14 protein-coding genes are annotated in these 14,322 nt (G+C 64.3%); 5 read left to right on the forward strand and 9 right to left on the reverse strand.

Annotation, left to right across the window (positions count from 1 at the left end; all coding sequences use genetic code 11):
- Positions 1 to 211 precede the first annotated feature (211 nt).
- The 5 genes from AACW18_RS04770 to AACW18_RS04790 all read right to left on the reverse strand — a co-directional run bounded on the left by AACW18_RS04770 (position 212) and on the right by AACW18_RS04790 (position 3,195).
- Entirely contained in the window at positions 212 to 358 is a 147-nt protein-coding gene (locus AACW18_RS04770) for a hypothetical protein (protein ID WP_005325762.1), read from the reverse strand.
- A 100-nt stretch (positions 359 to 458) separates the two neighbouring features.
- Positions 459 to 1,148, reverse strand: coding sequence for a M15 family metallopeptidase (locus AACW18_RS04775; RefSeq protein WP_218387963.1), 690 nt, complete (start codon positions 1,146 to 1,148; stop codon positions 459 to 461).
- A 34-nt stretch (positions 1,149 to 1,182) separates the two neighbouring features.
- Complete coding sequence (gene dapE / locus AACW18_RS04780; protein WP_218387964.1) at positions 1,183 to 2,310, reverse strand: succinyl-diaminopimelate desuccinylase; 1,128 nt, start codon at positions 2,308 to 2,310, stop codon at positions 1,183 to 1,185.
- Positions 2,311 to 2,332: 22 nt separating this feature from the next.
- Positions 2,333 to 2,683, reverse strand: a complete 351-nt coding sequence (locus AACW18_RS04785; RefSeq protein WP_218290059.1) for an ArsC family reductase — start codon at positions 2,681 to 2,683, stop codon at positions 2,333 to 2,335.
- Positions 2,684 to 2,880: 197 nt separating this feature from the next.
- The gene (locus tag AACW18_RS04790) at positions 2,881 to 3,195 is read right to left on the reverse strand and encodes a hypothetical protein (protein WP_218387965.1); all 315 of its coding nucleotides are present in this window, start codon (positions 3,193 to 3,195) and stop codon (positions 2,881 to 2,883) included.
- Between the two features lie 285 nt (positions 3,196 to 3,480).
- Between AACW18_RS04790 and dcuC the strand changes: the two genes are divergently transcribed.
- Together dcuC and AACW18_RS04800 are read left to right on the forward strand one after the other, a co-directional pair.
- The gene (gene dcuC, locus AACW18_RS04795) at positions 3,481 to 4,857 is read left to right on the forward strand and encodes a C4-dicarboxylate transporter DcuC (protein ID WP_218387966.1); all 1,377 of its coding nucleotides are present in this window, start codon (positions 3,481 to 3,483) and stop codon (positions 4,855 to 4,857) included.
- 87 nt (positions 4,858 to 4,944) lie between these two features.
- Positions 4,945 to 6,084, forward strand: coding sequence for a M20 family metallopeptidase (locus tag AACW18_RS04800; protein WP_218387967.1), 1,140 nt, complete (start codon positions 4,945 to 4,947; stop codon positions 6,082 to 6,084).
- Positions 6,085 to 6,122: 38 nt separating this feature from the next.
- On the opposite strand, the gene AACW18_RS04805 is transcribed toward AACW18_RS04800, so the two are convergent.
- From AACW18_RS04805 to AACW18_RS04815, 3 genes are all read right to left on the reverse strand, one after another.
- Positions 6,123 to 6,797: an adenine nucleotide alpha hydrolase gene (locus tag AACW18_RS04805; RefSeq protein WP_218387968.1), complete on the reverse strand. Its 675-nt coding sequence runs from the start codon at positions 6,795 to 6,797 to the stop codon at positions 6,123 to 6,125.
- Positions 6,798 to 6,960: 163 nt separating this feature from the next.
- On the reverse strand, positions 6,961 to 8,304 hold the full coding sequence (locus tag AACW18_RS04810) for an anaerobic C4-dicarboxylate transporter (RefSeq protein WP_042651319.1): 1,344 nt from the start codon (positions 8,302 to 8,304) through the stop codon (positions 6,961 to 6,963).
- 348 nt (positions 8,305 to 8,652) lie between these two features.
- The gene (locus tag AACW18_RS04815; RefSeq protein ID WP_218387969.1) at positions 8,653 to 9,261 is read right to left on the reverse strand and encodes a TetR/AcrR family transcriptional regulator; all 609 of its coding nucleotides are present in this window, start codon (positions 9,259 to 9,261) and stop codon (positions 8,653 to 8,655) included.
- A gap of 234 nt (positions 9,262 to 9,495) precedes the next feature.
- On the opposite strand from AACW18_RS04815, the gene AACW18_RS04820 reads away from it, so the two are divergent.
- The 3 genes from AACW18_RS04820 to AACW18_RS04830 all read left to right on the forward strand — a co-directional run bounded on the left by AACW18_RS04820 (position 9,496) and on the right by AACW18_RS04830 (position 12,680).
- The gene (locus tag AACW18_RS04820; RefSeq protein WP_218387970.1) at positions 9,496 to 10,587 is read left to right on the forward strand and encodes an alkene reductase; all 1,092 of its coding nucleotides are present in this window, start codon (positions 9,496 to 9,498) and stop codon (positions 10,585 to 10,587) included.
- Between the two features lie 117 nt (positions 10,588 to 10,704).
- Positions 10,705 to 11,502: an SDR family NAD(P)-dependent oxidoreductase gene (locus AACW18_RS04825; protein WP_218387971.1), complete on the forward strand. Its 798-nt coding sequence runs from the start codon at positions 10,705 to 10,707 to the stop codon at positions 11,500 to 11,502.
- A 173-nt stretch (positions 11,503 to 11,675) separates the two neighbouring features.
- Positions 11,676 to 12,680, forward strand: a complete 1,005-nt coding sequence (locus AACW18_RS04830; RefSeq protein WP_256351760.1) for an NADP-dependent oxidoreductase — start codon at positions 11,676 to 11,678, stop codon at positions 12,678 to 12,680.
- A 76-nt stretch (positions 12,681 to 12,756) separates the two neighbouring features.
- Here AACW18_RS04830 and asnS read toward each other — a convergent pair whose 3' ends face one another.
- Positions 12,757 to 14,157, reverse strand: coding sequence for an asparagine--tRNA ligase (gene asnS, locus AACW18_RS04835; RefSeq protein WP_042651320.1), 1,401 nt, complete (start codon positions 14,155 to 14,157; stop codon positions 12,757 to 12,759).
- Positions 14,158 to 14,322 lie beyond the last annotated feature (165 nt).

Below are 14,322 nucleotides of genomic sequence, written 5' to 3' on the forward strand. Positions count from 1 at the left end.
GATTTGCAGTTTCTTACATTTAAAGTGCTGTTTTTCAGCGCCTAGGGATGCCGGCCTCCCGGCCAGGAATGGGGGATAAAGTGTGACGACTGGCTCCAGAGGGCGGGTCGGTGGCGTGAGACGGGGATGGTCGTGCGGGGCGGTTTGTGACCCTCCCCGAGGGGGAGGGCAAGGCAGAGACCGGGGCACCAGCGGGGTCCCGGTGCGGGATTCAGTCGTCCTCGTCGTCTTTGACTTCCCGGATCTTGTCCCTGTATTTGGGCAGTTGTTTCTCGAGCTGCTTCATGTCCTTGATGGCGTTGAGAAACAGGCCAAGCAGGAACAGCAGCGGCAGGCCTATCCATAACCACAGACTCATGATGTTCTCCTTTCGTCGCGGCAGGGGGTGACGTCATAACTGACAAGGAGCTCGTCGAGCCGGGTCAGCATGGTCAATTTGCCTTCTATATGCCCCGTCTTCATGAGCGATTTCTCGCGTCGAGACAGGGGGTGATGTAACGGACCAGGATCTCATCGAGATGGGCCAGTACGGTCGCCTTGCCTTCAATATCGGCCTGCTGCAGGCAAAGCGCCAGCGCCGCCTGATCCAGTCGTTGTTCCCCGGACTCCAGCGCGAAGCTGAGGTGCCAGGGCTCGTAGGCGACGCCGCCCTGGGCCCCCGCCGGTTTGGCGAAGGGCAGGAAGAAGCCGAAGTCGTTCATGTGCTCCCCCAGCCAGTCGCTCAGGTCGCTAAACCAGCCGCCTTCCTCGTATTCCCAGGGCTCCAGCGCCAGCCTGGTATCGGCGGGCAGGCAGTCAGGATCATAGATGTCCAGGTCCGTGCCCCAGTGATGGCGGCTGGTGCCGGGCAGGGCGCTCCAGCGCAGGATGGCGTGCAGTCGTTCGGTCTCACTCAGCTGCAGCGCGTCCAGCGGCTGGCCCGCCGCGTCCAGCAGCGGGCGTTCGCCGCGCCACTTGCCGTTCCAGATGGCGAGCTGGCGTTCGAAGCCGCGCCAGCTGGAGGCCGGCTGCAGGTTGTGACCGGCATAGGCGGCGGCGACCTGCATGTCGTTGAAGGCCGCCGCGGTGGCAGCGGTCAGACGGTGGGGGCCGCGCCCCACCAGGATGAGGTGGCTCTCGTCGAGCCCCAGCAGTTGATCCTGGGTCATCACAGCCTCCGGGTCGTTTCCCATGGGATGAAGGTCATGCCAGCAACCGTGCCAGTACCCCTTGGTACATGTCGGCCAGCAGATCGAGATCGCTCGCCTTCACGCACTCGTTCACCTTGTGGATGGTGGCGTTGACCGGGCCCAGTTCAATGACTTCAGCCCCGGTGGGGGCGATGAAGCGGCCATCCGAGGTGCCGCCCGTGGTGAGCAGGGCCGGCTGCTGGCCATTGACGCTCTCGATGGCCCCGACGGCCGCCTCCAGCAGGGCGCCGGTATCGGTCAGGAACGGCTGGCCGGAGAGAGTCCACTTCAGCTCGTAGTCGAGACAGTGGTGGTCCAGCAGCGCCTCGACCTGGCGGCGGATCTCCCCGTCGGTCAGTTCGGTGCTGAAGCGGAAGTTGAACTGGACCTGCAGCTCACCCGGGATCACGTTGGAGGCGCCGGTGCCGGCCTGGAGGTTCGCTATCTGGAAGCTGGTGGGCGGGAAGTAGGCATTGCCCTGATCCCAGACCCTGCTGGCGAGCTCCGCCAGGGCCGGGGCCGCACGGTGAATGGGGTTGTCCGCCAGATGGGGATAGGCCACATGACCCTGCACCCCGCGCACCAGCAGATCGCCGGTGATGGAGCCGCGGCGACCGTTCTTCACCACATCCCCCACCTCGCTGGTGGAGGAGGGTTCGCCGACGATGCACCAGCGGATCTTCTCGTTGCGCGCCTCCAGGGTCTCAATAACACGCACGGTGCCGTTGATGAAGGGACCCTCTTCATCGGAGGTGATGAGGAAGGCGATCGAGCCCTGGTGATCCGGGTGGGCGGCGACGAAGCGTTCGGTGGCGACCACCATGGCGGCGAGCGACCCCTTCATGTCGGCGGCGCCGCGGCCATAGAGCATGCCATCCTTGATGGTCGGCTCGAACGGCGGGGTGTGCCATTTGTCCAGCGGGCCGGCGGGCACCACGTCGGTGTGACCGGCGAAGCAGAACAGCGGGCCCTGGGTGCCGCGGCGTGCCCACAGGTTGGTGGTGTCTTCAAACACCATGGGTTCGATGACGAAGCCGAGGCGAGCGAGGCGCTCCGCCATCAGGGTCTGGCACCCCTCATCCAGGGGGGTAACTGAGGGGCGGCGGATCAGATCCTTGGCCAGTGCGATGACATCCGACATCGGCGTTCCTTAACAGAAAAGTTTAACGAGAGAAGAGGGATTGGTAGTGGTCGGCCTTGAAGCCCAGGTGCAGCTCGCCACCCAGATCCAGCAGCGGGCGCTTGATCATGGCGGGCTGGGCCAGCAGCAGGGCGCGGGCCCTGGTCTGGTCGAGCCCCTGTTTCGCCTCGTCCGGCAGGGCGCGGAAGGTGGTGCCTCTGGTGTTGAGCAGGGCTTCCCAGCCGAGCTGGCCTAGCCACAGGTCCAACTGGGCAGGGTCCAGCCCGTCGACCCTGTGGTCGTGAAAACGGTAGTCGATACCGGCCTCATCCAGCCACTTGCGGGCCTTCTTGATGGTGTCGCAGTTCTTGATGCCATAGAGGGTGGTGGCCATGGGAGGTCCTTTAGCTGCGGGCAGGGCCCTGGATCAACGAAGGCCCGATTCTGGCATTGTGATCCCCTCATGGCAACGCCGGCACCCCGCCCGGGCGCTTTTTCTGCGGGCGGGCCGCGCCGACCCCCGGCCCGAGCGCCAGAAATACAAAACGCGCCCTTGGGCGCGTCGTTGCAAAAACTCTTCGATGGGGCGACTTATGGCGAGAGGGGCCACTGGTAATCGAACACCCTGGCGCGCTCCCAGGGGGCGTTGGGCAGGCTGGAGGAGAGGCCGGCGTACTTGCCCACGTCGTCCACCACTATGGTGGAGAGGATCGGCAGCTGATGCTCGGTGCAATACATGCGGATGCGTTGCAACAGGGTACGCAGCTCATCCTGGCTGCTCTCCAGCCCGGCCTGTTTGGCCAGCTTGGAGTAACGAATGGTGGTGCGCTCCCTTGCAGACTCGATGAGGATGTCCCACAGCTTGTAGTCGCAGTTGCTGCTCTCTGCGGTGGCCAGGTTTGTCATAACTCTCTCCGGTGCGAAATGGTCGCTCTGTGTCGATGGGCATCTTGGCCAGTTCAACCACCACGGGCGTTGATCCAAAGCAAAAAAAGTGGAGGTTGTTGGCCTGGGGGCCCTGCAATGGGATTCTAATGGTTTTTATTTGGATTTAAAGGCTGCTTTTTGTGATTTATATGGAGTTTCGTGCTGTGAATGAGCGTTCAAATCATCTTTATTGATGGGGATCAAGGGGAAGACGGGACATCGCCACTAGATTTCGCACTTCGATAATCCTATCAGGAGCGCATTTTGGAACTCATATTCGTCTTGCTTGTGCTGGCGGCCGTGGTCTACGGCATCGTCAAGGATTACAACCCACAGGCGGTACTGGCCCTGGCGGGGATGACCCTCTTCACCCTGGCGTACTGGCTGGGGCTGCACCCCATACTGCCCGCGGACAAGAGCACGGGGTTCGCGCTGTTCGACCTGTTCGAGGTGTTCAAGGGGATCTTCTCCTACCGGGCGGCGGGGCTCGGCCTCACCATCATGGCGGTGGCGGGCTTTGCCACCTACATGTCCCACATCGGCGCCTCCCAGGCGCTGGTGCGGGTGGCGGTCAAGCCGGTGGCGGGCATCCAGTCCAGCTACCTGATGCTGGCGATCTGCTATCTGGTGGCGGTCTTCGTGTCGCTGTTCGTCACCTCGGCCACCGGCCTCGGCCTGTTGCTGATGGTCACTATGTACCCCGTGATGCGCAACCTCGGCATCAGCCCGGCCTCCGCCTGCGGGGTGATCGCCACCTCCCAGGCGTTCGAGATAGGCCCGACCCAGACCAACGCCATCTTCTCCGCCGGTCAGTCCGGCCTGGATCCGACCAGCTACTTCGTCGACTACCAGATCTGGCTGGTGGCCCCCATGCTGCTGGTGACCATGGTGCTGCACTTCTTCTGGCAGCGGCATTGCGATCGGCAGGATGGCTGGGATCCGGCCCTGCACAGAGGCGATCATGCCGAGCTGGACGAGCAGGGGAAGGAGGAGCTGAAGGCGCCGACCTGGTATGCCCTGCTGCCCATCATCCCCTTCGTGCTGATGATGACCTTCTCCAAGCTGCTGGTGGACGACATCAAGATGAGCGTCGAGGTGGCCATGCTGCTGTCGGTGTTCATCGGTATGCTGTGTGAGCTGCTGCGTAGCCGCTCGGCGCGTACCGCCATGGCCGGGCTGTCGAGCTTCCTCGACGGCATGGGCAAGGTGTTCGGCCCGGTGGTGGCGCTGATCGTCTGCGCCGAGCTGTTCGCCGAGTCCCTCAAGGCCATAGGGGCCATCGACACCCTGCTGCACTCCGCCGCCAACGCGGGCATCGGCAGCGGGCTGATGACCCTGGTGATGGTGGGGCTCATCATGGTGGCGGCGGTCATCATGGGCTCCGGCAACGCGGCCTTCCTCAGCTTCTCCACCCTGGCGCCTGCGGTGGCGGCCAAGTTCGGGGTCCCCGCGGTCACCATGCTGCTGCCGATGCAGCTGGCCTCCAGCATAGGGCGCTCGGTGTCCCCCATCGCCGCCGTGCTGATCGCCTGTGCCGGCATCGCCAGGGTCTCCCCCTTCGTGGTGGTCAAGCGCACCAGCGTGCCCATGGCGGGGGCGCTGGTGACGGCGCTGGCGCTCAACTACCTGCTGTTTATGTGATGGCGGAGCGGGCGGCCTGGCTGCCCGCTCTAATCCTGTTGCTGACCGGCCTGCACCAAGGGTGGCAAGGCTGGCATGGAGAAGATGATGACTGACCTGAAGACTCCATTTTCCCTCGAGACCTACCTGGCCGAGCTGGCCCCGCTCATCAACCTGGACTGCGGCACCCGCACTCCGGCCGGGGTGGCGACGGTGGCCGACATCATGACCGAAAAGTATGAAGCCATCGGCTGGCAGGTGAGCCGCCACCAGTTTGCCGCCGAGTGCGGTCCCTGCCTCGAGATCACCAATGCGCCGGGCGCCGATCGCTACGATGTGATGCTGATCGGCCACATGGATACCGTGTTCCCGGAGGGGACGGCGGCCAAACGCCCGCTGAAAGTCGAAGGCAATCAGGCCTTCGGCCCCGGCGTCTCCGACATGAAGAGCGGCCTGCTCTCCACCTGGTATGCCTTGAAGGGGATGGATCCGGCGCTGCTGGCCAAACTCAAGGTGCTGGTCTGCTGTAACTGCGACGAGGAGATTGGCTCCCCCTGGTCCAGGGATTGGCTGGTAGCCAAGGCCAAGCAGAGCGGCTGCGTGCTGGTGGCCGAGGCGGCCCGCCCGAGCGGGGATCTCATCAGCGCCCGCAAGGGCAATGCCAAGTACCGCATCCGCTTCCACGGCAAGGCCTCCCACGCGGGTTCCGCCCTGGCCGAGGGGATCTCTGCCATCACCGAGCTCGCTAATTGGGTGCTGGCCATCAACGAGCAGGTCAACATGGAGACAGGCACCACCATGAACGTGGGGGTGGTGCAGGGCGGCACAGGCGTCAACGTGGTGCCTGACTTCGCCGAGGCGATCGTCGACTTGCGCTTCTGGAGCAACGAGGAGGCCGCCGCGGTGCACGACAGGCTCGGCTTCATGGCCAACAACCCCTTCCTGGCCGGTTGCCGGGTCGAGGTGGATCGCCAGAGCTTCAAGCCGGCGATGCGCCCGAGTGGCGACACCGAGGCCCTGATGGCGCTGGTGGAGTCGGCGGCGCAGGAGGAGGGCATTGCCTTCAACTGGCTGGAGGCGGGGGGCGGCTCGGACGCCAACTTCACCGCCGCCGCCGGGGTACCGTCGCTGGATGGCTTCGGCCCCATGGGGGGCGGCTTCCACTCCGAGGCCGAATTCCTGCTGCTCGACAGCATAGAGCCGCGCATTCGGCTGCTGCAGCGGGTGCTGAGCCGGCTGGCGAACTAGGCGTGGGATCGGAACGGGAGGCCAGTGCCTCCCGTTTTTTATGGCCGCTCTGCGGGCAATGGCTCCTCTTCGACCAGATAGGCCAGATGATCCTGGTGCGCCACCCGCCAGCCTGCCAGCCGCAAGGGGGCCGCGAAGCCGGGGCCGTCGGTCACCATGCTGTGATACTCCCCCTGCTCGCCGCAGAGATCGAAGCCCTGGGCGTCGGCCAGCGCCTTCAGCTCGGCCAGGCTGGCTGCGTTCAACGAACGGCCCACCCAGTCGGGTGCCAGGGTGCGGGTATCGACGCAGGAGAGGTGGGCGACTATGCCGCGCGCCAGCATGCCGGCCAGCAGCGCCGCGCGGGATTGCTGCCAGAGCGGGGTGTGCACGGTCAACCCGAGCGGGCGGCAGCGTTCGCGGATCCAGTTGCTGGCGCCCCCCACGCTGTCGATGTCGCCGGTCACCACCCCATCGAGGGCCCACTCCTGTCGTAGCCGGGCCAGCGCCGTCTCATAGCCCTGCTCGAAGGGCGCCTCTATGGTGACCAGTCGGTGGGGCAGACCGAGAGCCTGTGCCTGACGGCGCACCAGGGCCAGCGGGTGGGCCAGAAAGCGGGGCTCGGGTGGGGCAAAGGTCACCAGCGCGACCACCTGATGCCCCTGCTCACGGGCATGGCAGAGCGCCAGCATGGCATCTTTGCCGCCACTCCAGAGTGCGATGACGCGAGACATGGGTTTGATTCCAATGGTGAAAGAGGGGACATGCTACCCAGCTGGCGAGCCCTTGGCAAAGCCGCAGCGGCGGGAAATCGCCGCGGGAGAGAGGAGGAGGGAGAAAAGAACAGGCCCCCATGCGGGGGCCTGTCAGGCAAGAGCGTGTCGAACGCCGTTGGTATTACAGCAAGATGGTGGTCAGCACATACCCCAGGGCGCAGGAGCTGCTGACCCCGATCAGCCCCGGAATGATGAAGCTGTGGTTGATGATGAACTTGCCGATGCGGGTGGTGCCGGAGCGGTCGAAGCCGATGCAGGCCAGATCGCTCGGGTAGGTCGGCAGCACGAAGTAGCCGTAGCTGGCCGGCAGGAAGGCGATCAGCAGCTTCGGCTCCACCCCCAGCGCCAGGCCCATGGGGGCGATGGCGGTCAGGGCGGCGGCCTGGCTGTTCACCAGCTTGGAGATGAGGAACAGCACCAGGGCGTAGGTCCAGGGTTGGGCCTGTACCACGTGGGCCAGCGACTCCTTGAGCAGCGGCATGTGAGCCTGGAAGAAGGTCTCACTCATCCAGGCGACCCCGAACACGGAGAAGATGGCGACCATGCCGGCCTTGAACACCGCACCGTTGGAGATGTCACCCGGCTTGACCTTGCAGCGCATCAGTATGATGGCGCCGGCGATCAGCATCATCATCTGGATCACCAGGTTCATGGAGAGCGGGCCAGCCTTGCCCTTGATCTCGAACACGGGTCTCAGCCCTTCGTTGGCCCCCAGCACCACCACGGCGGCGATGGCGGCGAAGAAGATCCAGGTCGACCAGTAGGCTTCTTTCGGGAACTTGGTGTTGAGCAGGGTCTCGCCGCCACCATAGATGAAGGCGCGTTGCTCAGGATCCTTGATCTTGGCCTGGAACTCCTGGTCCTGGTCCAGATCCTTGCCGCGACGCAGGCTCCACAGGGCCGCCATGATCACGCCGGTCAGGGAGGAGGGGATGGCGATCATCAGGATGTCCAGCAGACCGTAGGCCTGACCTATGCCGTGACCGGCCGCCAGGATGGAGACCATGGAGACCACGGCCACCGAGACCGGGGAGGCACAGATGGCCATCTGGGAGGCGACGGACGCCACCGCCATCGGCCGCTCGGGACGGATGTTCTTCTGCAGCGCTATGTCGGCGATGATGGGGAACATGGTGTAGACCACGTGGCCGGTACCGCACAGGAAGGTGAGGGTCCAGGTGGTGAGCGGTGCCAGAATGGTGATGTATTGCGGGTGACGGCGCAGCAGGCGCTCGGCAATCTGCATCATCAGGTTGAGGCCGCCCGCGGTCTGCAGGGTGGCGGCGCAGCCGATCACCGCCAGTATGGTCAGCATCACCTGCACCGGTGGCTCACCCGGGGTCAGCCCGAACACGAAGGTCAGCAGGAACAGACCTATGCCGCTGATGAGACCCAGTCCCATGCCCCCAAAGCGGGTACCCAGCAGCAAGCAGCCGAGTACCACAAAAAACTCCATCAAGATCATTCCATTACCTCGTGTGATTAATCCATCTCTGCGTCGGACCCTGGGTCCGCCATTCGCGTTGTTATTTAGCCCTAAGGGGTTAGTGGGTATTCTGCCCTCCCTAAAGAGGTAAAAAATTGAGGTGGTTCAATAACAGACCCTTTTCCGATTTAAGTGCATAAAAACTATGGATATGCCCTTGAACAGGGGCGTTCGGGAGCGTGGCAGGCAGGGGAAGAGGGGGGGATTTATTCGAGGATCAGGATGAGATGCAGGGGTCGCCCCTGTCAGGAGTCGGCAGGGGACGATGAAGGGGCGTCACAGGCTGGGGCTGGCCTGCGAGCCTGGCAATGAGTCCGGCTGGTCGGCTCAAGTGTCCTGGTTTGACTCGGCGGTGGCCGCCTCTTCGGATGAGGAGAGCCGGGACAAGAGGGCTGCGCTGCAGGCATCCAGGATCTCATCGGCCAGTGGCGACTCATCCGGGCAGGCCCGTGACAGCATTATGGCCCCTATCATCTGTGCCATCAGCGCTATCTCCTTGGCGCGACGGGCCCGGGTGCCCTGCGCATCCGGCGTGTCGCTCAGGCCACAGGTGCGGGCCAGCATCTCTTCGATACCGGCCTCGAAGGCGGTCTTGACCTGGGCCGGCTGCCGCGCCGCATCGGCGCACAGTGCGGCCATGATGCAGCCATCCCCAGGGGCATCGCGGTGCTCTCTGGACAGGTAGTGCCTGACAAACTCGGGGGCATCGAGGGGACTGGTTTTCTCCAGGCTCTGTTCAAACCCGCAGGTCGCGGCCTCTGCCATCAGATCCGCCTTGGCGGGGAAGTGCTTGTAGAAACCGCCGTGAGTGAAGCCGGCCGCCGCCATCAGATCCGCCACTCCCACGCCATCGTAACCCCGCTCGCGAAACAGCTTGGCTGCGGTGGCGACTATGTGTGCCCGGTTTGCCTGAGCCTGTGCCTTGGTGACCCTCATACCCGGTCGTCCTCTGAATCATGGAAGTGGTGATCACTATACATTGATGTTGGTCATCATCAAAATCCTTGACTGAAAAGATTATGATCGTCATCTTTAATGCGCAGACCCCGGGAAGGGGTTGAGCGCCGTGACACTCGATTGACGCTTGCAGCCCCTGATCATGGCGGCGCTATGTCGGGATACGGACTACCTTCCTCCCCAGACCCATGTTCCACATGACAGAGGCACGCCATGACAGACAAGAGACTCTTCGAGGCCTATACCCTTGGCCCCATCACCCTCGCCAACCGCATCGTGATGGCGCCACTCACCCGCAACCGTGCCGGCCCCGGCCTGGTCCCGAGCGAGCATGCCGCCACCTATTACAGCCAGCGGGCCACGGCGGGTCTGCTGATCGCCGAGGCGACCCAGGTCTCGGCCCAGGCGCAAGGCTACCAGGACACTCCCGGCCTATACACGGCGGCGCAGATTGCGGGGTGGCGCAAGGTGACCGATGCGGTGCATGCCAGGGGAGGCCGGATCTTCGTGCAGCTGTGGCACGTCGGCCGCGTCTCCCACGTCGCGCTGCAACTCGATGGGGTGGCGCCGGTGGCCCCCTCGGCCCTTCGGGCCCAGACCAAGACCTTCGTCAACAATGACTTCGTCGAGGTGTCTATGCCCCGGGCATTGGCGCTGGAGGAGCTCCCCGGCATCATCGACGATTTTCGTCAGGCGGCTGCCAACGCCATGGCGGCTGGCTTCGACGGGGTCGAGATCCACGGTGCCAACGGCTATCTGCTGGAGCAGTTCCTCAAGGATGGGGCCAACCTGCGTACCGACGGCTATGGCGGCTCCATCGAGAACCGCGCGCGGCTGCTGCTCGAGGTCACCGCCGCCGTGGCCGAGGAGATCGGGGCCGATCGCACCGGGGTCCGGATCTCCCCCGTCTCTCCGGCCAATGGCATCTCCTGCAGCGATCCCCAGCCGCAGTACGACTATCTTGTCGAGCGGCTCAGCGCGCTGGGGGTCGTCTACCTGCACGTGATAGAGGGCGCCACAGGTGGCCCCCGGGATGTCGCCCCTTTCGACTTCGCCTCCCTGCGCCGGCGCTTCAAGCAAAGCTATCTGGCCAATAACGGCTATGACCTGACGCTGGCCAGCAGTGCTCTGGCCCAGGGCAAGGCGGACCTGTTTGCCTTCGGCCGCCCCTTTATCAGCAATCCGGATCTGGTCGAGCGCCTGCAGCAGGGCGCCCCGCTCGCCGCATTGAAACCCGAGACCCTCTATGGCGGCGGCGCCGAGGGCTACATCGATTACCCGGCCCTGGCGGGTGCCGGCGAGTAAACGTACGTCGGCAGGGGGCGTCATAGCAGGTCCCCCTGTCGACACAGCGCTATCGGCCGTTGAGTGCCTGGCACTGTATCCAGCCCAGTTCAAAACGATCACAGAGAGAATGACATCATGACCATTAAACCCAGAGTGCTTATCACCGGCGCCTCCAGTGGCATTGGCGCCACCTATGCGGACCGCTTCGCCCGGCGCGGCCACGATCTGGTGCTCGTCGCCCGCGACGAGGCGCGGCTGACGGCGCTGGCCGGCCGCCTGCGCCAGGCGTACGGCGTCGCCGTCGACATCCTGCCCGCCGACCTCACCCAATCCCGGGAGCTGGCCGCCGTGGAGGCCCGGCTGCAAGGCGATGCCAGCATCGGCATCCTGATCAACAACGCAGGGGCGGGTCAGGTGGGCCACTTCCTCGCCCAGACCGCCGGCAGCGTCGAGCAACTGGTGACCCTGAACACCACGGCACTGGCTCGCCTGGCGGCCGCCATAGCCCCACGGCTGGTGCAAGCCGGGGAGGGGAGCATCGTGAACATTGGCTCCGTGGTCGGGCTCGCGCCCGAATTTGGCATGACGCTCTATGGCGCGACCAAGGCCTTCGTGCTGTTCCTCTCCCAGGGGATGAGCCTGGAGCTCGCTCCCGCCGGGGTCTATGTGCAGGCGGTGCTGCCCGCTGGCACGCGCACCGAGATCTGGGCACGCTCCGGCATCGATCCCGACAGCTTGCCGGAGTTGATGGCGGTGGAGGAGCTGGTGGACGCGGCCCTGGTCGGTTTCGATCGCCGGGAAGTGGTCACCATACCGCCGCTACATGAGGCCAGTCGCTGGGATGAGCTCGATGGCGCGCGCAAGGCGCTGCTCTCCGGCCTTCGGCAGGCCCATGCCGCCGAACGTTATCAGGTTGCGCCTCAGGGCCGCTGATCCCGGCAACAAGACCGGCGGTCTGCTGGGGACGGCGCCACGCCCAACCCGCAATTCTCTCTCCAGACCGCCTCTTTTATCCTCGCGATGAGGCGTGCCTGACCTGTGCCGCTGCCCTGTGTGGGACAGGGCGGTTTGCCTGGCTCGGTCACCTCATGCTTTCTGGTAACAAGATGATGAAAGCCTTTGTGTTCAAACACTATGGTCGCTCGGCACGACCCGGGTTCGCGGAACTGCCTCACCCGACCATGGAGCCGGACGAGATCCTGGTCAAGGTGCATGCCGTCGGCCTCAATCCCATCGACAACATGATCCCGCGAGGCACTTTCAAACCCCTGCTCAAGTTTGAGCTGCCCGCCGTGCTCGGCAGCGATCTGGCCGGTGTGGTGGTGGAGGTCGGCAGCCGGGTGACGCGGTTTAGGCCGGGGGATGCCGTCTATGCCAGCCTCTTCGATCTGGGGCGCGGCGCCCTGGCGCAATGGGTTGTGGTGCCCGAACACGCGGCGGCCCTCAAACCGGCCAGCCTCGACTTCGTTCAGGCGGCGTCCATTCCCATGGTGGCGCTGACGGCCTGGCAGGCCTTCACCGAGCAGGCCCCACTCGCGCCGGGCCAGAGGGTGTTCATTCCCGCGGGTTCCGGCGGCATAGGCTCCTTTGCTATCCAGCTTGCCAGGCACCTGGGGGCCTTCGTCGCGACCACCACCAGCACGGCGAACGTCGAGTGGGTAGGGCGGTTGGGGGCCGAGGTGGCGGTCGACTACAGACGGCAGGAGTTCGATGCGCTATTGCAGGGGTACGATCTGGTGCTGGGGACCTTGCGGGGAGACGCGATCGAGCGGTCACTGTCGATCCTCCGGCCGGGGGGGCGGCTCCTGTCGCTGGTCGGCCCGCCGGATGCGGCCTTTGCGCGGGCGAGAAACATGAATGTCATCATGACCGCCCTGTTTGGCCTGATGAGCTGGAAGATCCACCGTCTTGCCCGGCGACGGGGTGTCACCTACGGCATGATGTTCGTGCGCCCGGATGGTGCCCAGCTGACCCGGATTGCCGCGCTGCTCGACGGGGGCAAGCTCAGGCCCGTGATCGACAAAGTCTTTCCGTTTGAACAGATTGACGAGGCGCTCGCCTATCTGGCGACCGGTCGCGCAAAGGGCAAGGTGGTGGTCAGCCTGGCGTGACAGACGCAGGGCGACAGCAAAGAACAAAAAAGCCGACCCAAGGGTCGGCTTTTTGCGATTCGTGTGCTGTCCGCGATTAGAACTCGGCGGTGCGAGGGGTGCGCGGGAAGGGGATGACGTCGCGGACGTTGCCCATGCCGGTCACATAGACCACCAGGCGCTCGAAGCCGAGGCCGAAACCGGAGTGGGGCACTGTGCCGTAGCGACGCAGGTCGCGATACCACCAGTAGTCTTCCTTGTTCAGGCCCATCTCGGCCATGCGCTGATCGAGCACCTCGAGGCGTTCCTCACGCTGGGCACCACCGATGATCTCGCCGATCCCCGGGGCCAGCACGTCCATGGCGGCGACGGTCTTGCCGTCGTCGTTGAGGCGCATGTAGAAGGCCTTGATGTCTTTCGGGTAGTTCTTCACCACCACAGGGGACTTGAAGTGCTCCTCGGCCAGGTAGCGCTCGTGCTCGGAGGAGAGATCGATGCCCCAGGAGACCGGGAACTCGAAGGTCTTGCCGCAGTTTTTCAGCACTTCGATGGCATCGGTGTAGTCGATCTGGGCGAAGTCGGAGGCGACGAAGCGCTCGAGGCGGCCGATGGCATCCTTGTCGACGTGCTGGGCGAAGAACTCCAGATCGTCGCGGCGCTCGGCCAGGACGGCGTTGAAGACGTACTTCAGCATGGCTTCGGCCAGGGCGGCGTTATCTTCCAGATCGGCGAAGGCTACTTCCGGCTCCACCATCCAGAACTCGGCCAGGTGGCGGCTGGTGTTGGAGTTTTCGGCGCGGAAGGTCGGGCCGAAGGTGTAGACCTTGGACAGGGCGCAGGCATAGGTCTCGACGTTGAGCTGACCGGAGACGGTCAGGAAGGTCTCCTTGCCGAAGAAGTCCTTGTCGTAGTCGACCTTGCCGGCCGGGGTGCGCGGCAGGTTTTCCAGATCCAGGGTGGAGACGCGGAACATCTCGCCGGCGCCTTCGGTGTCGGAGGCGGTGATGAGCGGGGCGGCGATCCACAGGTAGCCTTCTTCGTGGAAGAAGCGGTGAATGGCCTGGGCCAGGCAGTTGCGTACCCGGGTCACGGCGCCGACCACGTTGGTACGGGCGCGCAGGTGAGCCTGCTCACGCAGGAACTCGATGCTGTGACGCTTGGCGGACATGGGGTAGGTGTCCGGATCTTCGACCCAGCCCACTACCTTGACCTCGGAGGCTTGTAGCTCGAAGGCCTGGCCGCTGCCCTGGGAAGCCACCACCACACCGGTCACTTCCACGGAGCAGGCGGTGGTCAGACGCAGCACTTCATCCTCGTAATTGGCCAGGGTATTGGGAACGACGGCCTGTACCGGATGGAAACCGGAACCATCGGATATGGCCAAAAATGAGATCCCCGCCTTGGAATCGCGGCGGGTCCGGATCCACCCTTTGACTGTCTGGGTGGTGCCAACCGCATACTTACCGGTCAGCACATCTACTACGGATGCGTGCGTCATCGAAATATTGTCTCCAGCTTGTTCTTGCAGCGCTATTTGCAACACTAGGGGTCTGGCCCGGGCATGAATGGCCCACCCTGGCAGACTAAGCCGTCAATCTTACCCGCGCGGGTTTGATAAACAAGCAAAAATGTCTGGCGTTTGCGGGCTTTTCGGCAGGGTGAA

Origin of the sequence: Aeromonas sp. sia0103 (assembly GCF_963895295.1) — a bacterium.
In the GTDB taxonomy this organism is placed as follows: domain Bacteria; phylum Pseudomonadota; class Gammaproteobacteria; order Enterobacterales; family Aeromonadaceae; genus Aeromonas; species Aeromonas encheleia.

What these genes read in the sequence shown, in the direction of transcription:
- AACW18_RS04770 (WP_005325762.1), bottom strand. Translation starts at nt 358, where the DNA reads ATGAGTCTGTGGTTATGGATAGGCCTGCCGCTGCTGTTCCTGCTTGGC.
- AACW18_RS04775 (WP_218387963.1), bottom strand. Translation starts at nt 1,148, where the DNA reads ATGACCCAGGATCAACTGCTGGGGCTCGACGAGAGCCACCTCATCCTG.
- dapE (WP_218387964.1), bottom strand. Translation starts at nt 2,310, where the DNA reads ATGTCGGATGTCATCGCACTGGCCAAGGATCTGATCCGCCGCCCCTCA.
- AACW18_RS04785 (WP_218290059.1), bottom strand. Translation starts at nt 2,683, where the DNA reads ATGGCCACCACCCTCTATGGCATCAAGAACTGCGACACCATCAAGAAG.
- AACW18_RS04790 (WP_218387965.1), bottom strand. Translation starts at nt 3,195, where the DNA reads ATGACAAACCTGGCCACCGCAGAGAGCAGCAACTGCGACTACAAGCTG.
- AACW18_RS04800 (WP_218387967.1), top strand. Translation starts at nt 4,945, where the DNA reads ATGACTGACCTGAAGACTCCATTTTCCCTCGAGACCTACCTGGCCGAG.
- AACW18_RS04805 (WP_218387968.1), bottom strand. Translation starts at nt 6,797, where the DNA reads ATGTCTCGCGTCATCGCACTCTGGAGTGGCGGCAAAGATGCCATGCTG.
- AACW18_RS04810 (WP_042651319.1), bottom strand. Translation starts at nt 8,304, where the DNA reads ATGATCTTGATGGAGTTTTTTGTGGTACTCGGCTGCTTGCTGCTGGGT.
- AACW18_RS04815 (WP_218387969.1), bottom strand. Translation starts at nt 9,261, where the DNA reads ATGAGGGTCACCAAGGCACAGGCTCAGGCAAACCGGGCACACATAGTC.
- AACW18_RS04820 (WP_218387970.1), top strand. Translation starts at nt 9,496, where the DNA reads ATGACAGACAAGAGACTCTTCGAGGCCTATACCCTTGGCCCCATCACC.
- AACW18_RS04825 (WP_218387971.1), top strand. Translation starts at nt 10,705, where the DNA reads ATGACCATTAAACCCAGAGTGCTTATCACCGGCGCCTCCAGTGGCATT.
- AACW18_RS04830 (WP_256351760.1), top strand. Translation starts at nt 11,676, where the DNA reads ATGATGAAAGCCTTTGTGTTCAAACACTATGGTCGCTCGGCACGACCC.
- asnS (WP_042651320.1), bottom strand. Translation starts at nt 14,157, where the DNA reads ATGACGCACGCATCCGTAGTAGATGTGCTGACCGGTAAGTATGCGGTT.